Source organism: Methanomicrobiales archaeon (assembly GCA_030019205.1).
Classification (GTDB): Archaea; Halobacteriota; Methanomicrobia; order Methanomicrobiales; family JACTUA01; genus JASEFH01.
In genome coordinates this window covers 48,484-67,413 of the sequence record JASEFH010000011.1, presented here as the reverse complement: position 1 = coordinate 67,413, position 18,930 = coordinate 48,484, and the positions used below count along the sequence as shown (strand labels likewise).

At 67.0% G+C, this 18,930-nt stretch carries 20 protein-coding genes and 1 pseudogene; 11 read left to right on the top strand and 10 right to left on the bottom strand.

Annotated elements, in window-relative coordinates; translation table 11 throughout:
• The first annotated feature begins 350 nt into the window (after positions 1–350).
• Together QMC96_07775 and QMC96_07770 are read left to right on the top strand one after the other, a co-directional pair.
• On the top strand, positions 351–503 hold the full coding sequence (locus QMC96_07775) for a hypothetical protein (protein ID MDI6876652.1): 153 nt from the start codon (positions 351–353) through the stop codon (positions 501–503).
• A gap of 68 nt (positions 504–571) precedes the next feature.
• A pseudogene (locus QMC96_07770) lies at positions 572–843 on the top strand (DUF86 domain-containing protein).
• Positions 844–899: 56 nt separating this feature from the next.
• Here the strand turns inward: QMC96_07770 and QMC96_07765 are convergent.
• The 5 genes from QMC96_07765 to QMC96_07745 all read right to left on the bottom strand — a co-directional run bounded on the left by QMC96_07765 (position 900) and on the right by QMC96_07745 (position 7,708).
• A complete protein-coding gene (locus QMC96_07765) occupies positions 900–1,604 on the bottom strand; it encodes an ABC transporter ATP-binding protein (protein MDI6876651.1) in 705 nt (234 codons plus the stop codon).
• Positions 1,601–2,809 carry an FtsX-like permease family protein gene (locus tag QMC96_07760; GenBank protein MDI6876650.1) on the bottom strand — a complete coding sequence of 403 codons (1,209 nt, stop codon included), beginning with the start codon at positions 2,807–2,809 and terminating at the stop codon, positions 1,601–1,603. The genes QMC96_07765 and QMC96_07760 overlap by 4 nt, the downstream gene beginning before the upstream one ends.
• A gap of 3 nt (positions 2,810–2,812) precedes the next feature.
• The gene (locus QMC96_07755; GenBank protein MDI6876649.1) at positions 2,813–4,036 is read right to left on the bottom strand and encodes an S-layer protein; all 1,224 of its coding nucleotides are present in this window, start codon (positions 4,034–4,036) and stop codon (positions 2,813–2,815) included.
• A gap of 159 nt (positions 4,037–4,195) precedes the next feature.
• Positions 4,196–6,217: a sodium-translocating pyrophosphatase gene (locus QMC96_07750; protein MDI6876648.1), complete on the bottom strand. Its 2,022-nt coding sequence runs from the start codon at positions 6,215–6,217 to the stop codon at positions 4,196–4,198.
• A 78-nt stretch (positions 6,218–6,295) separates the two neighbouring features.
• Positions 6,296–7,708: a DNA-directed DNA polymerase II small subunit gene (locus tag QMC96_07745; protein ID MDI6876647.1), complete on the bottom strand. Its 1,413-nt coding sequence runs from the start codon at positions 7,706–7,708 to the stop codon at positions 6,296–6,298.
• A 110-nt stretch (positions 7,709–7,818) separates the two neighbouring features.
• On the opposite strand from QMC96_07745, the gene QMC96_07740 reads away from it, so the two are divergent.
• Both QMC96_07740 and cofH (QMC96_07735) read left to right on the top strand, forming a co-directional pair.
• Positions 7,819–8,457 carry a S26 family signal peptidase gene (locus tag QMC96_07740; GenBank protein MDI6876646.1) on the top strand — a complete coding sequence of 213 codons (639 nt, stop codon included), beginning with the start codon at positions 7,819–7,821 and terminating at the stop codon, positions 8,455–8,457.
• Entirely contained in the window at positions 8,432–9,541 is a 1,110-nt protein-coding gene (gene cofH, locus QMC96_07735; protein MDI6876645.1) for a 5-amino-6-(D-ribitylamino)uracil--L-tyrosine 4-hydroxyphenyl transferase CofH, read from the top strand. The genes QMC96_07740 and cofH (QMC96_07735) overlap by 26 nt, the downstream gene beginning before the upstream one ends.
• A 4-nt stretch (positions 9,542–9,545) precedes the next feature.
• Here cofH (QMC96_07735) and QMC96_07730 read toward each other — a convergent pair whose 3' ends face one another.
• Positions 9,546–9,857: a DUF1805 domain-containing protein gene (locus tag QMC96_07730; GenBank protein MDI6876644.1), complete on the bottom strand. Its 312-nt coding sequence runs from the start codon at positions 9,855–9,857 to the stop codon at positions 9,546–9,548.
• A 128-nt stretch (positions 9,858–9,985) separates the two neighbouring features.
• Between QMC96_07730 and cofH (QMC96_07725) the strand changes: the two genes are divergently transcribed.
• A complete protein-coding gene (cofH, locus tag QMC96_07725; GenBank protein ID MDI6876643.1) occupies positions 9,986–11,062 on the top strand; it encodes a 5-amino-6-(D-ribitylamino)uracil--L-tyrosine 4-hydroxyphenyl transferase CofH in 1,077 nt (358 codons plus the stop codon).
• On the opposite strand, the gene QMC96_07720 is transcribed toward cofH (QMC96_07725), so the two are convergent.
• Genes QMC96_07720 through QMC96_07710 form a run of 3 tightly spaced genes read right to left on the bottom strand, consistent with a single transcriptional unit; the run spans position 11,054 to position 12,652 of the window.
• A complete protein-coding gene (locus QMC96_07720; protein MDI6876642.1) occupies positions 11,054–11,605 on the bottom strand; it encodes a flavodoxin family protein in 552 nt (183 codons plus the stop codon). The genes cofH (QMC96_07725) and QMC96_07720 overlap by 9 nt on opposite strands.
• Entirely contained in the window at positions 11,602–12,057 is a 456-nt protein-coding gene (locus QMC96_07715) for a DUF123 domain-containing protein (protein ID MDI6876641.1), read from the bottom strand. The genes QMC96_07720 and QMC96_07715 overlap by 4 nt, the downstream gene beginning before the upstream one ends.
• A complete protein-coding gene (locus tag QMC96_07710) occupies positions 12,050–12,652 on the bottom strand; it encodes an MBL fold metallo-hydrolase (protein MDI6876640.1) in 603 nt (200 codons plus the stop codon). The genes QMC96_07715 and QMC96_07710 overlap by 8 nt, the downstream gene beginning before the upstream one ends.
• Positions 12,653–12,677: 25 nt before the next feature.
• Between QMC96_07710 and thiC the strand changes: the two genes are divergently transcribed.
• On the top strand, positions 12,678–13,961 hold the full coding sequence (thiC, locus tag QMC96_07705) for a phosphomethylpyrimidine synthase ThiC (GenBank protein MDI6876639.1): 1,284 nt from the start codon (positions 12,678–12,680) through the stop codon (positions 13,959–13,961).
• 9 nt (positions 13,962–13,970) lie between these two features.
• Here the strand turns inward: thiC and QMC96_07700 are convergent, their stop codons facing one another.
• Positions 13,971–14,357: a 5-(carboxyamino)imidazole ribonucleotide mutase gene (locus QMC96_07700; GenBank protein ID MDI6876638.1), complete on the bottom strand. Its 387-nt coding sequence runs from the start codon at positions 14,355–14,357 to the stop codon at positions 13,971–13,973.
• 48 nt (positions 14,358–14,405) lie between these two features.
• Between QMC96_07700 and QMC96_07695 the strand changes: the two genes are divergently transcribed.
• The 5 genes from QMC96_07695 (at position 14,406) to QMC96_07675 (ending at position 18,892) form a co-directional block, all read left to right on the top strand.
• Positions 14,406–15,533 (top strand): alanine--glyoxylate aminotransferase family protein, encoded by a 1,128-nt coding sequence (locus tag QMC96_07695; protein ID MDI6876637.1) that lies wholly within the window; start codon positions 14,406–14,408, stop codon positions 15,531–15,533.
• Entirely contained in the window at positions 15,530–15,991 is a 462-nt protein-coding gene (gene ribC, locus QMC96_07690; protein MDI6876636.1) for a riboflavin synthase, read from the top strand. The genes QMC96_07695 and ribC overlap by 4 nt, the downstream gene beginning before the upstream one ends.
• A gap of 151 nt (positions 15,992–16,142) precedes the next feature.
• Positions 16,143–16,634 (top strand): hypothetical protein, encoded by a 492-nt coding sequence (locus QMC96_07685; GenBank protein MDI6876635.1) that lies wholly within the window; start codon positions 16,143–16,145, stop codon positions 16,632–16,634.
• Positions 16,635–17,351: 717 nt separating this feature from the next.
• Positions 17,352–17,759: a 6,7-dimethyl-8-ribityllumazine synthase gene (gene ribH / locus QMC96_07680; protein ID MDI6876634.1), complete on the top strand. Its 408-nt coding sequence runs from the start codon at positions 17,352–17,354 to the stop codon at positions 17,757–17,759.
• The gene (locus QMC96_07675; protein MDI6876633.1) at positions 17,756–18,892 is read left to right on the top strand and encodes a pyridoxal phosphate-dependent aminotransferase; all 1,137 of its coding nucleotides are present in this window, start codon (positions 17,756–17,758) and stop codon (positions 18,890–18,892) included. Before ribH ends, QMC96_07675 begins: the two co-directional genes overlap by 4 nt.
• Positions 18,893–18,930: the final 38 nt, after the last annotated feature.

The following is an 18,930-nucleotide window of genomic DNA, read 5'->3' as shown; positions in this document are numbered from 1 at the left end:
TTAGTAGTATCCCGTGCATCGCGGCTCAGGAGAAGGCGCCGGCATGCCGGGAAGAAGGATAGCGGATGAAAGTGGCGAGGGATCCGTGGGCATGCCGAACGCCCTGGCCGATGAGTCGTCTGGCGAGCACGCGGCGGCATCGTGTGGAATTGGAGGGCAAGGGAGATAAATTAAAGCAGTCCAGAGACGAATGAAGATTGAGCCCTAATGCATGCGAAGAACCGCACCGAAATACTCGAGGACCTGCAATCTATGAAAGACGAGCTCGCAGAGCGCTACCATGTCCGGATCGTCGGGCTCTTTGGGTCCTATGCGCGAAAGGAACCGGGAGAGGTGATATCGACCTGCTCGTGGAGTTCGGCCCCGCTGCGGATCTCTTCGACTTCATCGGGCTGTCGCAGTTCCTGGAGGAGAGGTTCGGTCGTCGGGTGGATGTGGTGCCTCAGACCGCATTGCGGCCTGATATCCGTGAGCAGGTCATCCGGGACCTGATCTACGCATGAGAGCACCGGACCTCTACCTCTCGGATATTCTCGACGCTCTTGCAAGGATCGAGGAGTACACGGCAGGCATGACGCCTGAAGAGTTTGCTCGCGACGATAAGACACAGAGTGCCGTCATCCGGAAGTTCGAGATTGTCGGCGAGGCGAGCAAGAAAGTCCCCATACTATCCGGCAGAAATATCCCGACATACCCTGGAAGGAGATGGCAGGCATGCGGGACAAGCTGATCCACACCTGCTTCGGGATTGATGTAGCGCTCGTATGGGCAACAGTAGTCAACCGCGTTCCCGAACTTCGGAAGGATATGCATAGAATTCTCGCACTCGAGCGGAGTTCGTAATCGGGTCTGCGCAGAGCTGGAGGTCGCCCGGCGGGGCGGCGGGGGGTTCCGGCCTGCTATCCTGCATCCGCCCGGGCCCGGGGGCGGCACTGCACCTCGCCCTCGATCATCCCGTCTTTTAAGTTGATGATGCGGCAGAAGTACTCCCTGTGCCAGTCCTCGTGGGAGACCATTACGATCGTCTGCTGGAGATCCTCGTTCAGCTCCTGGAAGAGGTCCAGGATGCTGCGGGAGGTCGCGCTGTCCAGGTTGGCGAGAGGCTCGTCCGCGAGCAGGATGCTCGGGTTGTTGATGAGCGCCCGGGCGATCGCCACCCGCTGCTGCTCGCCCCCCGAGAGCTCGCTCTGGCGAAAGTCCATCCGTTCTCCCAGGCCCACCCGCTCCAGGATCTCGGCGCTGCGGGCGAGGTACTCCTCCCGCGGCGTCGCCCGGACGAGCGAGGTGAGATAGACGTTCTCGCGGGCGGTGAGCTCCCCGATCAGGGCGTAGTCCTGGAAGACGTAACCCAGGCGGTTCAGGCGAAAGAGGGTCCGCTCGCGGTCTGTCAACGCCAGCACATCGGTCCCCTCGATAGTGACGCTGCCCGTGGTGGGGCGGTCGAGCAGGCCCAGGATGTGGAGGAGTGTCGACTTGCCGCTCCCGCTCGCCCCCGTGATCCCGACGAACTCCCCCTTTTCCACCTGAAAAGAGACCCCTTGCAGCGCCCGCACCTCGACCCTGCCCATCGTGTAGATCCTGGTCACATCCCTGGCGACGATCATGGCTGCCCCCGTATGGCGGCCAGGATGTCCTCGCGGACCGTCCTCCACGCCGGTACATAGCCCGCGACCACCGAGACCGCGAACAGGCTGACGATGCTCCGCAGGATATCCCCGGGCTCGACCACCGGGTAGACCGGTCCTCCGGGAAAGACCAGCGGGTAGGCGGTTAGATACGCCCCCACGCCCGCGTTCAGGATCATCCCCGCCAGCGCCCCTGCAGACGTGATGAAGAGCACCTGGAGAACATAGGAATTGATGATGATCTGCTGGCTGAGCCCGATGGCCTTCAGGATCCCGATCTGGCGGCGCTTGTTGACCGTGTTGATGAAGACGACGATGAAGATCACCACGACGGCGATGATCAGGCTGACCCCTGTCGAGATGGCGTTGATGATGTTGAAACTCTGGATCGCCTGGTCCACGAACCCGGCCGCCTTCTCCTGGTACGTCCGAACCTCCTCCTGGATGCCGTAGCTCAGCAGCAGCCTCTTGTACTCCTGCTCCCTGCCATTCTCGGCGGTCTTCACCAGGATCTGGGATGCCTGATTCTCCAGCCCGAGCACCGACTGCATCTCAGCCGTGGTGACGAAGGCGGCGAGGTCGACACCGAACGATTGGGTCTCGTAGATGCCCTTCACCCGGTAGGTCCGCTCCACCCCGTTGGGGTACAGCACCTGCACCGAATCGCCGACCTGGACGCCCTGCAGGGAGGGGAGCCCTCCCGTCTCCTCCCCTTCCCTCCCCGCGAGCGTGGCGCCCATCAGGATCGCATTCCTGTCGCCGCTGGAGAGGAACTCGCCCTCGATCAGGCTCTGCTCGATCTGGGTCACGGACCGTTCATCCTGCGGATTGGTGCCGTACAGGCTGCTCTCCGCCGTCCTACCCCTGTAGAGGTAGGTGACACCCGTGGTGATGCGGGGGGCGGTGCCGGTAATGCCCGGTATCTGCTCCAGTTTCTTCTGCAGGCGATCCACGTCGTCGATATACCGTTCCCCCTCCCGGGGTTCGATCACCAGGTTGCCATAGTCGAAGTCGATCGACTGCGTGTTGAAGGTCTGGACGACACCGGCGATGATCGAGGGGAGGAAGACCAGGTTGACAAAGACCAGCGCGATGATCAGGATAGTCAAAAGAAGCGTCCCTTTATTGCCTCGCCGGATAGACTTCCATGCCAGGAATGAGGAGACCCGCACCTCTTCGATCACCGTTTACGTCTCCCTCCGTCTCCTGTACCAGTAGATCGCGAACGCAGCGACGAGGACGATGGCGATGGCGATGGGGATGAGCAGATCGCTCGGACTCTGTTCCAGAACCACCAGTTGAAGGTCCTGCCGGGTCGTGTGGGGCCCGAAGTCGTCTGTGTAGGAGATGAGGAGTGTATAATTAAACTCCCCCGCCTCGTCCGCCTGCAGGGAGAAGATCGCAGGAGCATCGTTGTTTGGCTCTATCGTCCCCATGAACGCCCGTTTCGAGCCAGAAAGAGAGACGTTCTCGATGGATGCCTGCACAGAGTTTGCATCGGCTGTTCCCGTATTCTCGATACGGATAGTCAGATCCACGCTATCGCCGGCGGCGACCTGGGTCGGATCGGTACGGATCGAGGCGACACCCAGCTCCGCCCGCCCGACGACCGGTATCCCCAGCGTCTCGACCTGGCGCTTCGCTGTTCCGTTGCCGCCGGAGTATGTGACGGTCAGCGGCACGATATTCAGCCCCAGGGGGATGTTCTCGTCTGTCATGAAACGCAGGTCCAGGTGGATCGCCTCCCCCGCCTCGATGTGGTCGAAGAAGTAGTTGCTGGGTCCGCTCGGCGCGAGGGAGAGCCCGCTGGTATTCAGCGTGACGGCGACGTCGTCGGCCCGGGCCAGCCCCCCGTTGGTCAGATCCAGGGAGACGCTGAAGCGGTCGCCCGGTTGGATATCCACCGGCACGGTTTTGTTCACGGTGATTGCCGGCTCCTTCTGCAGGGACACCCGCGAGTTCACGTCGACGGGCAGGGGATACTTCACGCTCTCCGCTCCCCGGACGCGGATCCAGACCTCGGGGAAGTAGATCCCCGCCCGGGTCGGCGCCTCGACCAGGAAGGTGAGGGGGAAGGACTGCCCGGGCCCGATGGCGCCCACATCGGTGTAACTCCCCTCGAGCACCTCGAGCCCGTTGCCGTAGAGGTAGACGCTCTCCACGAAGGCATCGATGGGGGTGACGGCAGTCGAGGTGGAGGTGCCGTCCTGCTGAACGACGACGTCGGTCTCGGTCTGCGATGCGCTCTCGGCGGTGTTCCGGAGCATGACCGTGATGGTCCCGGTGTCGCCGGGGAGCAGGACCGCCGGGGTGACCCGGTAATCGGCCACCAGAACGGTGGGAACCGCTGCCTGCACAGGACCGGCCGCCAGCAGCGCCAGGATCAGACAGACCAGGACGAATACACGCATCCCCTTCGTCGCCCCTCGCGGGGGCTGAAACCGCCCTGCCGTTCCGGCTCCCGCGAGGCGAACCCATGGGCGTTCTCGCTGATATACCTTTGGAGCGGGGATCGAAGGATGCTGGAAAATGCCGAACCCGTGCGGTGAATGTTCGCTGTCTGAAAAAGGTTAGAGGAAGATGGGCGCGAAGACCACCGCGACGATGGACATCAGCTTCAGGAGGATATTGAGCGCCGGCCCCGCGGTATCCTTGAAGGGATCGCCGACCGTGTCGCCCGTGACCGCGGCCTTGTGGGCCGGGGAGCCCTTCCCGCCCAGGTTCCCCTGCTCGATGTACTTCTTGGCGTTGTCCCAGGCGCCGCCGGCGTTCGCCATCATGACGGCGACTAAAAAACCGCTCGAGATCGACCCGATCAGCAGACCGGCCAGGGCCGCCGGCCCGAGGGCGATGCCGACGATCAGGGGGGCGGCGATCGCCATCACGCCCGGGGCGATCATCTGCCGCAGGGCGGCGTTCGTCGAGATGGTGATGGCGGCCGCGTAGTCCGGCTCCGTCTTCCCCTCCATGAGACCGGGGATCTCGCGGAACTGCCGCCGCACCTCCTGCACGATCTGGCCCGCGGCCTTCCCGACCGCCGTCATCGCGAAGGAGCTGAAGAGGAAGGGCAGCATGGCACCGATCAGGACGCCGACGAAGACCGTGTAGTCCAGCATGTTCACCAGCTCCAGCCCCACCGCCTGGGAGTAGGCGGCAAAGAGACCCAGCGCCGTCAGCGCCGCGCCCCCGATCGCGAACCCCTTCCCGATGGCGGCGGTGGTGTTCCCGACGGAGTCCAGCGTGTCGGTGATCGCGCGCACGCCCGGCTCCTGGTGCGACATCTCGGCGATCCCGCCGGCGTTATCGGCGACCGGGCCGTAGGCGTCCACGGAGAGCGTGATGCCCAGCGTGGCGAGCATGCCGACGCCGGCGATGGCGACCCCGTAGAGGCCCGCTTGGCTCGCCGCGATCAGGATCGCGACGGCGATGATCAGCACGGGGAAGACCGTGCTCTCCATGCCCTTCGCGAGACCCGTGATGATGTCCGTCGCCGCGCCCGTCTCGCAGGACTTCGCGATCGCCTGCGTGGGCGGGCGCTCGTAGGAGGTGTAGTACTCGGTGATGAGCCCGATCAGGAACCCGGCGACCAGACCGGCGATGGCGGCGACGAAGACCCCGATGAACTGGGGCCCGAGCAGGTTCGTGACGAGCCAGTAGGCGGCGGCGACCGTGAGCACCAGGGCGGCGAAGGTGCCGACGTTGAAGGCGCGGTGGATGGCGCTGCTCTCGTTCTTCTGCGTGCGCACGAAGAGCGAACCGACGATCGACGCCACGATCCCGAAGGCGGCGATGAGGATCGGCAGGATTACCAGGTTGATCATGCCGACCCCGCCGAACTGGGCGACCCCCGCTGCCGACGCGCCGATGAGCATCGTCGCGATGATCGCCCCGACGTAGCTCTCGTAGAGATCGGCGCCCATGCCGGCGATGTCCCCGACGTTGTCGCCGACATTGTCCGCGATGACCGCTGGATTGCGGGGATCGTCCTCGGGGATCCCCGCCTCCACCTTCCCGACGAGATCCGCCCCCACGTCGGCGGCCTTGGTGAAGATCCCGCCGCCCACGCGGGCGAAGAGCGCGATCGAGCTCGCCCCGAGCGAGAAGCCCGAGATCACCGAGACGATCTCGGGCAGCCCGAGGGCGGTGAAGAAGTCCAGGGCGTAGAAGAGACCGCTGAGGCCCAGGAGGCCCAGCCCCACGACCGTCAGCCCCATCACCATGCCGCTCGAGAACGAGACGCGGAACGCGTCTGCCATCCCCCGGCGGGCGGCATTCGTGGTGCGGACGTTCGCGAGCGTCGCCGAGTTCATCCCCACGTAGCCGGCCGTCGCCGAGAGGGCGGCCCCGACCACGAAGGAGACGGCGGTCAGCGGATTGATGATCAGGGCCAGGACCCCCGCCAGCACGACGACGAATATCGCAATGGCTGTGTACTGGCGCTTCAGGTAGACCATCGCGCCCAGGTGGATCGCACCGGCGATCTTCTGCATCACCTCGGTGCCCGCCCCCTCCCGCCGCATATTCCAGAACGAGTAGCCTGCGAATACGAGGCCCAGGAGGGCGAAGACGGGTGCCAGAATCAACATATCCATCTCTGATTGCCTCCGAACGACTCTCAAACAGAAAGAATCTATAGAAGTTCTTTGTACGGAATATATAAATTCACGGATTTAAACCGCGGACGGACCCGTGAAGTCCAGAATCTGCGGCTCCAGCGTCTGGAGATCCAGCACCACGGCGCGGGCCGGGGTGGGATGGATGTTCATCTGCTTCTGGAAGGCGGTCTGGGACTGCCAGGCCCCGGCGTTGACGCCCAGCACCCCGCGGTAGCGCGTCAGCCCGCTGGTGTGGACGTGCCCCGTGTGGAGCACCTCCGGGATGGGGTCGATCACCAGCTGGTCCTGCCGCGTGGCGGCGAGAGACGTCCGTTTCCCGTAGGTGAGGGCGAGGTGGCGGCGCTCCAGCATCCCCGCCATCATCTGCTCCGGCTGGGCGTAGCTGGCGCCGGGGATCAGCCCGATCATGTCGTCGATCGAGCGTCCGTGGTACATCAGCACCCGCACCCCCTGCACCGCCAGGAGGCAGGGGTTCTCCACGAAGAGGCAGTTGCCCGGGAATTTGCGCGTGAAGTCGGGCGGGATGGCGGGCTGGGGCTCCGCCGCCCGCACCGCATCGTGGTTGCCGGGGGAGAGGACGATCCGCAGGCGCGAGGGGAGGTCGGCGAGCATCCCCCCCAGGACGTCGTACTGCTCGTAGATGTCGCGGATCACCAGCTCCTCCTCCTGGCCGGGGTAGATCCCGATGCCGTCCACCAGGTCGCCCGCCACCAGCAGGTACTGCACGTCCGAGTCCTGCAGCCAGTCGGCGAAGCGGTTCCACTCCGCCTCCAGGAACGTGTCGCTCCCCACGTGGATGTCCGAGACGAGTACCGCCTTCCCCGGCTGCGGGCTCGTGTAGGGCGCGTGGTTGATGGGGATGTCGGGACGGACGATCTGCTCCGCGAAGAAGAGCCGCCCGTCCTGCGAGAGCTTACCGCGGACGCCGATCACCTCGTCGGGCAGCAGGCGCTCCGCCTCGGCGAAGACGTCCTTTCCCTTGTTGAAGAGGACGGAGAGCTGCCCCGTCGGGTCCTCCAGGTCGATCAGGCGGTTGCCGCTCCCCGTGGTCCGCACGTCGCCGACCATGCCAATCACGGTGCACTCCTGCTGGTTGTAGCGGCTCGAGCGGGTGAGCGCCTCGATGGGCATCGCCGGGTTCCTGCCGCGGATCAGGTTGCCGAGGCGGGTGTAGCGGTCGCGGAAGAGGTGCACGAAGTCCGCGAAGTTGTTGGCGGCGGCGGAAGAATCGGCGCTGCCGCGGATCACCTCCACCCATGGATCGGTGAGGAACCGCGTCCCGTCTCGCTCGGGGGCGAAGTCCGGGATGTGCCGCGTCGAGACCACGACCGTGCTCTCCGGGATGGCGGCGATGATGCGGTCGATGAGCGCGGGATCGCCCTGCTTGCGGATGTAGTTCACCACATCCGGGTGCACCTGCAGGTTCGTCTCGAGGAACCGCTGGACGATCTCCTGGTCACCGAGCATAGATCCTACTATGGTCCCCCACCTCTATGACCTTTGCCAATGGTGGGGCCCCCCTCCCTCTGGTATGTATTTGTAGGATAAACGCGGATGGTACTCAGCAAGTATCCTCTATGGCAGACGCAAAGAAGCTGAACGGCAGTGCGAACCCGATCCGGCGGTTCCGCGAGAGCGACAACCCCTGGGTATCTCTCGCACGGGATCTCCTCTGGGTGGCCGCCGTGGTGGGCGGGTTCGCCCTCGTCCTCTTCCTGGCCGCCGGCACCTGGCCGGCTCTCGTCACCATCGAGTCGGAGAGCATGGTGCCCCACATGAACGTCGGCGACCTGGTCTTCGTGGTGGAGGAGGACCGCTTCGGACCGCTCCGCACCTGGGAGGAGGGGAGAGAGAGCGGCTACGCGGCGTTCGGCGACTACGGGGACGTGATCGTCTACCGCCCGAACGGCGAGAACCGCGTGAATCCGATCATCCACCGGGCGATGGCCTATTCGGACGCCGACGCGGGCTACATCACCAAGGGCGACAACAACCAGCTGGCGGACCAGCAGGGCTACTACCAGGGCATCGGGGCGATCGAGCCCGTTCGGAAGGAGTGGATCGTGGGAAAGGCCCTCTTCGCCATCCCGCTCCTGGGTTATCCCGCCCTGCACCTCTTCGAGTTCGCCGCAATCGTGATCGTCCTCATGCTCCTCTACGAGGTGATCGCCGGCAGGAAGGAGGAGAGCGGTGCCGCGAAGCGGGGGAAGCGGTAGGGTCCTGCACCGCCTGCTCGACGACGTGCTCGGCGGCCACCGCCTGACGGAGGAGGAGGCCGCATCCCTCCTGCAGGTACGGGACCGGGGCGTCTTCGCGATCGCCGCCGCCGCCGACGCCCTGCGGGAGGAGAAGGTCGGCGACACCGTCACCTACGTCCGCAACCAGAACATTCACGTGACCAACATCTGCAAGAACCTCTGCGGGTTCTGCGGGTTCGGGAGGCCGAAGGGATCGGACGAGGGCTATCTGCTCGGTAGCGAGCAGATCGCGGAGCAGGCGCGCCTGGCGCGGGAACGGGGCGTGACCGAGATCTGCCTCCTCTCGGGGGTGCACCCGCACTTTACGGCCGAGACCTACGCGGACCTGATCGGCCGGGTGCACGCCGCCATCCCCGGGGCGGACATCCACACCGCCAGCCCGGACGAGATCGCCTGGGCTGCGCGGCAGAGCGGCATCTCCAGCGGGGAGGTGATCCGCCGCCTGCGGGCGGCGGGTCTCGGGACCCTCCAGGGGACGGCGGCGGAGATCCTGGTCGACCACGTGCGGGCCGTCATCTGTCCGAACAAGGTGCGCACCGGGGACTGGATCCGCATCATCCGCGAGGCGCACGGGATGGGAATCCGCTCGACCGCCACCATCCTCTACGGCCACGTGGAGACGGCGGCGGATCGGGCGCGGCACCTGGCGATCCTGCGGGAGATCCAGGACGAGACTCGCGGGTTCACGGAGTTCGTGCCGCTCTCCTGGTTGCACGCCCGCACCCCGCTCTACGCATCCGGCACGGCGCCCCCCGGGGCGACCGGGAGGGAGGACATCCTGCTCTTCGCGGTCTCCCGCCTCTTTCTGGACAACTTCGACAATATCCAGATCCCCTGGCAGAAGGTGGGGCGAAAGATGGCGTCGCCCGGGCTGCAGTGCGGGGGGAACGATCTCGGGGGGACGATGTATGCCGATGCGGTCTCGGCGGAGGCCGGCGGCGAGGGCGGCGGATACTTCGACCCGGCCGAGATGCAGCGGATCGCAGAGGATCTGGGGCGGACGCTGCGCCAGAGGACCACGACCTACGGACGGGTGGGATAAGCGCCTAGATGCGGTTCAGCGCCTCCAGCGCCGGCATCCCGACCTCGACGCGGCGCTGGATCGCGTGCAGGTTCGCCGCCTTCACCTCCCCTTCCAGCAGCTCCTCCAGGGTGTCGACGATGTCCCCCTGGGCGGGGCCGATCTGCGCCGCCGGGTAGTCGAAGTTCTCGAGCGCCTCGATGTCGATGATGTCGTTGGCGATCAGGCCGCTCTCGGTCACGGCAAAGACCAGGCTCGTGTTCCCGAGGGGGATGACGAACCCCTCGGCGTCCTTGTAGGAGAGACGGATCCGTTGCGGGGTTATCTGTCCCAGCATGGCAGGGGGATATCCGCGATGGTTATTAAGTGTATGCCTGCGCCCATTGCGTTACCCTAATCATGTTCCTGGACAACCTTGAACCCGGAGGCTCGGGCACCCCTCTCCCGGGGGGATGCCCTTTCCGTATGCGAACCCTGCTCGACGACGTGCTCGGCGGCCACCGCCTGACGGAGGAGGAGGCCGCATCCCTCCTGCAGGTGCGGGACCGGGGCGTCTTCGCGATCGCCGCCGCCGCCGACGCCCTGCGGGAGGAGAAGGTCGGCGACACCGTCACCTACGTCCGCAACCAGAATCTCAACGTGACGAACATCTGCATCAACGCCTGCGGATTCTGCGGGTTCTCGCGGAAGCAGGGGGACCCGGACGCCTACTTCTACGGGCGGGAGACGATCCAGAAGAAGGCGGCGCAGGCGCGGGAGCGGGGCGCGACCGAGATCTGCACGGTGAGCGGACTGCACCCGCACTTCACCGCGGACTCCTATGTCGACCTCATCGGCTGGATCCGCGAGGCGGCCCCGCACGTCCACATCCACGCCAGCAACCCGATGGAGATCGCCTATGCCGCGAGAAAGAGCGGGTGCAGCACCGCGGAGGTCCTGCAGAGGATGAAGGCGGCGGGTCTGGGCTCCCTCTGCGGCACCGCCGCGGAGATCCTGGTGGACGAGGTGCGCTCCGTCCTCTGCCCGGGGAAGATCGATACCGCCGCCTGGATCCGCATCATCCGCGAGGCGCACGCCCTTGGCATCCCCTCCACGGCGACCATCATGTACGGCTCCCTCGAGGGCGAGGCGGACCGGGCGCGGCACCTGGCGATCCTGCGGGAGATCCAGGACGAGACCCGCGGGTTCACGGAGTTCGTGCCGCTCTCGTTCATCCACATGAACACTCCCATCTACCGCGCCGGGAAGGCGCGGGGAGGGGCGACGGGAAGGGAGGATATCCTGATGTTCGCGGTGTCCCGCCTCTTCCTGGACAACTTCGACCACATCCAGAGCTCCTGGGTGAAGCTGGGGACGAAGCTGGCGCAGGTGGGGCTCCTCGCCGGCGCGGACGACCTGGGCGGGACCATGTTCGAGGAGAGCATCTCGCGGGGCGCCGGCGCGGCGAACACCGAGTACCTCGATCCCGCCGAGATGCAGCGGATGGCAGAGGATCTGGGGAGGACGCTGCGCCAGCGGACGACCCTCTACTCCCTAGTCTGAGGGCATCAGCAGGCGGACGATCTTGTCCCCGATCTCCCGCGCCCGCCGCATGGCGTCCGCGTCCTTCAGCACCTCGCCGGCGAGGTATCCCCGCCCCTGCACCCCGCCCAGGTAGGAGAACTCGTGGGAGCTGAAGAACCCCTCTATCGTCTGGAGCGCCCGGCTTCCCCCCTTATCGGCGCAGACGGCGACCCCGACGGCCCTCCGCCCCGCCAGCACGCGGTTGTGGTAGAGCGAGTAGGTGCGGTCGATGAAGTTCTTGGTGTGGCCGTTCACGTCGTAGTAGTAGGTGGGCGACCCCAGCACCAGCACCTCGCACGCGATCACCTTCTCGGCGATCGCGTGCCAGTCATCGTTCCGGACGGCGCACGTCAGGTTCCGCTTGCAGTCCTCGCAACCCAGGCAGGGTTTGATCGTCTTCCCGGCAAGAGAGAGGAACTCGGTCTCGATGCCCTCCTCCCTGCAGCGGTCCAGGATCGCCTGGACCAGCAGGGCCGTGTTCCCCTCCTTCCGCATGCTCCCGGAGATGCCCAGCACCTTCATACTCTACCCTTGTCCGCGGACTCTTTTATTCTTTTGCTGGTGCAGGAGAGACCCAGGTTGCGGAAAGCGCGCTCCGCCTCCGGGAGCGGATCGGCGGAGCGGTAGAAGAGGTGCGACCGGCAGGAGCAGTCGCTCGCGCCGAACCCCGCGACGCCGCCGCTCCCGAGCGCCGCTGCCAGGCGGCACTCGAGACGGAGCGCTGTCGGGGCGCAGACCGCGTACCGCACGCGGAACCGGGGGGAGAGGAGGAGGCGGTCGATGTGCCAGCGGGGGGGTGCATCGCGGCGGGCGGCGAGGCGGAGGTGCCGCCGCACGCGGGAGAGCCCGCCCGGGCCGAGGGCGGAGCCGACGTAGACGTGCCATCCCGCCCGGAAGGGGACCTCTCCCAGGCCGCCGACGGGGAGCGTGCAGGCGGCGTTCTCCAGGATCAGGCAGTAGATCCCCTTATCCATGCAGACCCTGCACGATCGTGTGCGCCGCCAGGATGTGCCGCCGCCCCCCCTGCAGCACCGGCGCCTCGTGGCCGGGGAAGAGCCCCTCCACGTCCAGGCCCGCGAGGCGCTCTATCGACCGCTGCAGGAGGGCGAGATCGCCGCCGGGGAGATCGTACCGCCCGAACGAGCCGTGGGTGAAGACCGTGTCCCCCGAGAAGAGGATCCGCTCCCCCGCGTGGTAGAGGCAGATCCCGCCCGGGGTGTGGCCGGGGGTGTGCAGAACTTCGAGCCCCGCCACGGTGTCCCCCTCCTCCACGGTGAAGTCGGCGGCCGCCCCGGGAGGGCGGGCCCCGAAGAGCATCGCCACGCTGCGGCGGTCGTCCGCAAGAGCCGGTGCATCCAGGGGGTGAATGCAGACCCGTGCGCCGCACATGCGGCGGATCTCGTTCACGTGGGCGGTATGATCGTAGTGGCCGTGGGTGAGGACGATCACGCGGATCTGCTCCCTGTAGAGCGCGACGTCCATCGGGAGCACCCCGGCGTCCACCAGGACCGGGCCGAACAGGTAGGCGTTGGCGAGCCCGCCGCTCCCGGCGATCCATCGGACTGGCATGTACCATAATAAGGAGGGGAAGTACATGTGTGTTATGCATGCCCTGATCGCAGAGTGCCGGAACGGGATCCCTCCCCTGGTGGAGGAACTGGCAGAGGGTGAGCAGATGCCTCCGGAGCGGATGGCGCGGGCCATCGCGGAAGGGCAAGTCACGGTACCGGCCAACCCCCGGCGGAAGCACCGCCTCTGCGCCATCGGCGCCGGGTGCCGCGTGAAGGTGAACGTGAACGTGGGCACCTCGGCGAGCCGCTGCAACGAGACGCTCGAGGTGGAGAAGGGTCTGGCAGCGATCGGGAGCGGCGCCGACACCCTCATGGACCTCTCCACGGGGGGCGACCTGCCGCGCATGCGGCGGAAGATCCTGGCGCTCGACGTGCCGGTGGGAACGGTACCGATCTACGAGGCGGTGCGGCGCGCCGGCAGCGCAGCGGACGTCGATGCCGACCTCCTCTTCCGCGTGATCCGCGAGCACTGCCAGCAGGGGGTGGACTTCCTCACCCTCCACTGCGGCGTGAACCGCGAGGCGCTCGCGGCGCTCCGCGCCGATCCCCGCATCCTGAGCGTGGTCAGCCGGGGCGGGGCGTTCCATACGGCGATGATGGTCTACCGCGACGAGGAGAACCCTCTCTACGCCGAGTTCGACTACCTTCTCGAGATCCTGAAGGAGTACGACGTGGTCGCGAGCCTGGGGGACGGAATGCGCCCGGGGAGCGTCTGCGACTCCCGGCGGCTCGCGAAATCGGCGGAGTACGCCACGCTCGGTCGCCTGTCCCGGCGGGCGCTCGCCGCCGGGGTGCAGCGCCTCGTCGAAGGGCCCGGCCACATCCCCCTGGACGAGATCGGTTACAACGTGCGGGCCCTGAAAGAGATGACGGGCGGAGCCCCCCTCTACCTGCTCGGGCCGCTCCCGACCGACATCGCCGCCGGCTACGACCACGTGGCCGCCGCCATCGGCAGCGCGATCGCCTGCATGCACGGGGCGGACTTCCTCTGCATGGTCTCCCCGAGCGAGCATCTGGCCCTGCCGTCGGTGGAGGATATCGAGGAGGGGACGCGGGTGACGAAAATCGCCGCCCACATCGGGGATACCCTGCGTGTCGAGGGATCCCGGCGGCGGGAGCGGGCGATGGCAGACGCCCGCCGCCGCCTGGACTGGGAGGAGCAGTTCCGGCTGGCGCTCTTCGGCGATCTGGCCCGGATGATCCACGACCGCGACGGGATGATGGACACCTGCTCCATGTGCGGGGACCTCTGCGCCGTGCGGATGGTGCGGGAGGTCTTCGGGGACGAAAAGGCGGGAGAGGACTGAAAAACAGCTCTAACGGGCCTGCAGGATGCGGGCGGCGAGCAGGGCGGCGTTCTCCGCGGCGTCGATCCCCACGCAGGCGACCGGCACCCCCTTCGGCATCTGGGCGATGGAGAGGAGGGCGTCGAGCCCCATCAGGCTGGCGGAGACCGGCACCCCGATCACCGGACGGGCGGTGCGGGAGGCGATCGCGCCGGGCAGCGCGGCGGACATGCCGGCGATCGCGATGTAGACCCGGCACGGGTCCCCCCGGATGTAGGCGTCCAGCTGCTCCGGCTGGCGGTGGGCGGAGATGACCTGGCGCTCGTAGGAGAGCCCCTGTTCGTCCAGCGTCCTGCAGACCCTCTCCACGACCGGGGCGTCCGATGGAGAGCCGGAGATGACCGAAACGTCGACCATGCCATTCAAGCTTATATCGAATCCCCCCTTATTAGTATGTGGTATTCTATGGAGAATGAGCCACCACTGCTGATGCTGCCAGGGCCGGTGCCCGTTCCGGAGCGTGTCCGCTCCGCCATGGTCCGGCAGGCAATCAACCATCGGGGCAAAGAGTTCGGCGACATCTACGCCGCCTGCGTGAAGACGCTGAAGCAGCTCTTCGGGACCGCGAACGACCTGTACGTGCTGAGCGGATCCGGGACCGCCGCCATGGAGGCGGCGGTCGCCAACTTCGGGCGCGACCGCCGCATTGTCTCCCTGGTCAACGGGAAGTTCGGGGAGCGGATGTACAAGATCGCGCAGCGCTACGGGACGGCGACGGAGATCCCGTCCGCCTGGGGCACACCTCTCGACCTCGGGGCGCTGGAGGAGAGCCTGGAGGCGGGGGCGGAGGTCGTGACGATGGTGCACAACGAGACCTCTGCGGGGATCCGCAACCCGGCCGAGGCGGTGGGGAGGCTCGCCCGCAAGCACGGGGCGCTTCTCCTGATGGACGGAATCACCTCCATCGGCGGGGATGCCGTGGAGGCGGACCGCTGGGGCGTCGATGTCGCCTTCGTCGGGTCCCAGAAGTGCCTGGCGGCCCCGGCGGGGCTCTCCGCCATCTCCGTCGGGCCGCGGGCCTGGGAGGTGCTCTGCGAGAAGCGGCCGTTCTACCTGGATCTGGCCGCGTACCGCAAGAGCGCCGCCACGCTGGAGACGCCGTACACGCCGGCGGTCCCGCTCTTCCTGGCGCTCCGCGAGGCGCTCCGCATGATCGAGGAGGAGGGGCTCGAGCGCCGCATCGCCCGCCACCGCCGCATGGCGGACGCGGTCCGCGCCGCGGCGGACGCCTGGGGGCTCTCCCTCTTCCCCGCCACAGACGCGCTCCACGCCTGCTCCAACACCGTCACGGCGATCTCCTACCCGGACGGTGTCTCCGACAGGGATCTGCGGGCGAACGTGCGGAGTCTCGGGGTGGAGATCGCGGGGGGGCAGGACCACCTGAAGGGCAGGATTTTCCGCATCGGTCACATGGGCGCCGTGGGGGCGGCGGAGATCATGGCGACGGTCGCCGCCGTGCAGACCTCCCTGCAGGCGCTCGGATACAGGATCGAGGGCGACGGCGTGGAGGCGGCCGGCGGGGTGCTGCGATGAAGATCGGGGTGGCGGATACGACCTTTGCGCGGGTGAACATGGGCAGGATCGCGATCGACGAGCTGAAAAGGCACGCCAGTCTCTCGATCGAACGCTACACCGTGCCCGGCATCAAGGATCTGCCCGTCGCCTGCAAGATACTCCTGGAGGAGCGCGGCTGCGATCTGGCGATGGCGCTCGGCATGCCGGGCCCCGCCGAGAAGGACCGCATGTGCGCCCACGAGGCCTCCCAGGGCCTCATCCGCGCCCAGCTGATGACCAACAAGCACATCATCGAGGTCTTCGTGCACGAGGACGAGGCCCGGGACGAGCGGGAGCTCGCCTGGCTCGCCGAGCAGCGCACCCGGGAGCATGCGGTCAACGCGGTAAAGCTCCTCCTCTACCCCCGGGACCTGGAGAAGGAGGCGGGGACCGGGCAGCGCCAGGGATTTCCCGACGTCGGTCCGGCCCGCCGCTGAGGGAGCCGCCCGGTCCGCCGGGCGGTGCGAATGGGGCAACTTCATATATTACCCCGGGCATCTTACCGGCAATGGCGTTCGAGGATTGCATACGGTGTGCCGTCGGGGGGGACGGGGCGGTGTCGGTCCCCGGCAGCGGAGGGGATGCCGCATGGTAACGATCAGGGATATTCCGATGCGGGCGCGATGGGAGATCGCGTCGCGCATCCTGACCTACATGCCGTTCCTCTTTCTCCGGAGGTTCGCAGAGCCCGGCGGGAGGGAAGGCAGGATCGACGCCGTCTTCCGCGACGTCGGCCAGGAGCTCCGCCGCATCGCAGACGAGTACGGGATGCCCAGAGAGGATGCAGCGGGGCTCGTCCAGACCCTCGGGACGCTCTCCGTCGTCCTCTTCGGCTCCGGGTTCGAGACGCCGCTGATCGAGGGCGTTCCCGAGGAGACCGTCATCCGCTTCGCGGCGTGCCCGATGTGCACCCTGGCGCGGGAGCGGGGGCTCCGCGAGGAGGACGCCGGCATCCTCTGTGCGTCCTACGTGCGTGCCGCGATAGAGGCGCTCAATCCGGAGTACGGGATCGAGATCCACGACACGATGTGCAGCGGCTCCCTCTTCTGCGAGATGGTCATCCTGCGGAAGCGGGCCTGAGATCCCGTCTCCGGTGCGGTCGATGCGTCTCGGGCTCCCCCCCGCCGGGGAGCAAACCTCCCCGATCCCTCGCCTCTCGCCCGGCAGGGCCCGCACGGGGCGTGCGGGCACGGCTTGTCAGCGCCGCCTTCTATGCCGCGGCCATGCGCAGGATTGGGCGCCGCTCTGGGCGGGCGGCATACAGGGTTGACGTATTCGCAATCCCGGGCGGAACCGGGTTCTCCCATCCATCCTCTCCTCCCGGCTCCCGCATGCATGGATATCGTACTGGCAGCGGTGGAGGGACGGTGACGTGGCGCTCCCGGATCTGCCTCCCTTGGAGAGTATCGTACCAGCGGGGTGGAACACTGCCTGGCAGGAGGAATCCCGCCCAACCCGATCTGGAGGTTCATCCGAAGCGATGGGCCCTGCATCCCCGGAGGTCTCTCTCGAGAGCGAGGCGATATCGGGCGCCGCCCTGCCTGAAAAATTCTACCTGCCATCGCCCCGTCCAGATGATCGGGCCCGAGGATAGTGCAGCGAACTCGCCGCCCCGCTCTTCGCCCTGCCGGCGCGAGAGAGGCCGCACGTGCTGGATACCGCCGGAGGCCTGCGCCGGATGGGCGTGCACGTCCGCGGGGGGCTCGGAATCGGGCAGCGGCCCCGGCGCCCGCCCCCCGCAGCGTGCATGAGCCGCCTTAAAATAGACCTGGTGAGAATCTTAGAAGGAGGATCGGAATGACGATAAAGCTGGGATTTGTGGTCTCGGAGTTCAACCGGGACATCACCTACCTGATGGAGATCGAGGGGCGGGAGCACGCGAAGTTCCTGGGCGCCGACGTCGTCGATACCCTGTACGTGCCGGGCGCCTACGACGTCCCCATCGCGGTGAAGAAGATGCTCGAGGCGGGCGAGGTGGACGCGGTGGTCACCCTCGGCGCGGTGATCGAGGGCGCCACCCAGCACGACGAGATCGTGCTGCAGCACGCCGCCCGCAAGATCATGGACCTGGGGCTGGAGTACGGCAAACCGGTCACCCTCGGTATATCCGGGCCCGGCATGACCCGCCTGGAGGCGCAGGAGCGGATCGACTACGCCCGCCGCGCGGTCGAATCGGCGGTAAAACTGGTCCAGCGATTGCGATGAGATCCCTCTCCGAGAAGGTTGCCGGCATCGCCCCGTCCGCCACGATCGAGATCTCGGACGAGGCCAAGCGAATGAAGCGGAAGGGGATCGACGTCGTCTCCCTCTCCATCGGCGAGCCGGACTTCGACACCCCGCAGCACATCAAGGACGCCTGCTGCGCGGCGCTCGCACGGGGGGAGACCCACTACGCCCCGAGCAACGGCATCCCGGAGCTGCTCCACGCGATCGCGGAGAAGATCCGCACCGAGAACCGCATCGACTGCCGGCCCGAGGAGGTGATCGCCACCTGCGGCGCCAAGGACGCGATCCGCGAGGCGATGGAAGCGGTCCTCAATCCCCAGGACGAGGTGATCCTGATCGATCCGGCCTGGGTCTCCTACGAGCCGTGCATCCAGCTGGCGGGGGGGCGGGCGGTGCACCATCCCCTGAACATGAAGACCTTCCAGATCGACGACACCCTGGGAGAGCGGATCACCCAGCGGACCAAGATGATCGTGGTCAACACCCCCTCCAACCCCACGGGAACGGTTCTCAACCGCCGGTCCCTGCAGCTGGTGGCCGATCTCTGCCAGGACTACGACCTCTTTGCCCTGTCGGACGAGATCTACGAGAAGCTGATCTACGGGCGGGAGCACGTCTCCCTCGCCTCCCTGGACGGCATGCAGGAGAGGACCATCACCGTCAACGGCTTCTCCAAGGCCTACGCGATGACCGGCTGGCGGCTCGGCTATGCGGTGGCGCCCGCCGGGATCATCCGCCGGATGCTGACAATCCAGCAGCACTCGGTGAGCCATCCCGCCACGTTCGTGATGTGGGGAGGGGTTGCCGCCCTCCAGGGCGATCAGGGGGCGGTGCAGGCGATGCGGGAGGAGTTCGATCGGCGGCGGGAGTACCTGGTCGATGCACTGACCGACATGAAGTTCGCCATGGCGCCCCCCGAGGGCGCCTTCTATGCCTTCGTCAGGGTCGAGGGGGACGACACCGCGATCGCCCGCCGCTGGCTGCAGGAGGCCCACGTGGCGGTCACGCCGGGGGCCGCGTTCTACGCGCCGGGCTGGATCCGGCTCTCCTACGCCGCGTCCCTCCCCCAGCTGCAGGAAGCGATGCGGCGCATCCGGATCCTGAGGGGCTGACCGTTTCACGGTCTGCTCCTCCTCTTTTGCGGCAGGGC

Bases quoted from the DNA above. Each gene is read 5' to 3' on its own strand.
- QMC96_07765 (MDI6876651.1), bottom strand. From the start codon at position 1,604: ATGATCGTCGCCAGGGATGTGACCAGGATCTACACGATGGGCAGGGTC.
- QMC96_07755 (MDI6876649.1), bottom strand. From the start codon at position 4,036: ATGCGTGTATTCGTCCTGGTCTGTCTGATCCTGGCGCTGCTGGCGGCC.
- QMC96_07750 (MDI6876648.1), bottom strand. From the start codon at position 6,217: ATGGATATGTTGATTCTGGCACCCGTCTTCGCCCTCCTGGGCCTCGTA.
- QMC96_07745 (MDI6876647.1), bottom strand. From the start codon at position 7,708: ATGCTCGGTGACCAGGAGATCGTCCAGCGGTTCCTCGAGACGAACCTG.
- QMC96_07740 (MDI6876646.1), top strand. From the start codon at position 7,819: ATGGCAGACGCAAAGAAGCTGAACGGCAGTGCGAACCCGATCCGGCGG.
- QMC96_07730 (MDI6876644.1), bottom strand. From the start codon at position 9,857: ATGCTGGGACAGATAACCCCGCAACGGATCCGTCTCTCCTACAAGGAC.
- cofH (MDI6876643.1), top strand. From the start codon at position 9,986: ATGCGAACCCTGCTCGACGACGTGCTCGGCGGCCACCGCCTGACGGAG.
- QMC96_07720 (MDI6876642.1), bottom strand. From the start codon at position 11,605: ATGAAGGTGCTGGGCATCTCCGGGAGCATGCGGAAGGAGGGGAACACG.
- QMC96_07715 (MDI6876641.1), bottom strand. From the start codon at position 12,057: ATGGATAAGGGGATCTACTGCCTGATCCTGGAGAACGCCGCCTGCACG.
- QMC96_07710 (MDI6876640.1), bottom strand. From the start codon at position 12,652: ATGCCAGTCCGATGGATCGCCGGGAGCGGCGGGCTCGCCAACGCCTAC.
- thiC (MDI6876639.1), top strand. From the start codon at position 12,678: ATGTGTGTTATGCATGCCCTGATCGCAGAGTGCCGGAACGGGATCCCT.
- QMC96_07700 (MDI6876638.1), bottom strand. From the start codon at position 14,357: ATGGTCGACGTTTCGGTCATCTCCGGCTCTCCATCGGACGCCCCGGTC.
- QMC96_07695 (MDI6876637.1), top strand. From the start codon at position 14,406: ATGGAGAATGAGCCACCACTGCTGATGCTGCCAGGGCCGGTGCCCGTT.
- ribC (MDI6876636.1), top strand. From the start codon at position 15,530: ATGAAGATCGGGGTGGCGGATACGACCTTTGCGCGGGTGAACATGGGC.
- QMC96_07685 (MDI6876635.1), top strand. From the start codon at position 16,143: ATGGTAACGATCAGGGATATTCCGATGCGGGCGCGATGGGAGATCGCG.
- ribH (MDI6876634.1), top strand. From the start codon at position 17,352: ATGACGATAAAGCTGGGATTTGTGGTCTCGGAGTTCAACCGGGACATC.
- QMC96_07675 (MDI6876633.1), top strand. From the start codon at position 17,756: ATGAGATCCCTCTCCGAGAAGGTTGCCGGCATCGCCCCGTCCGCCACG.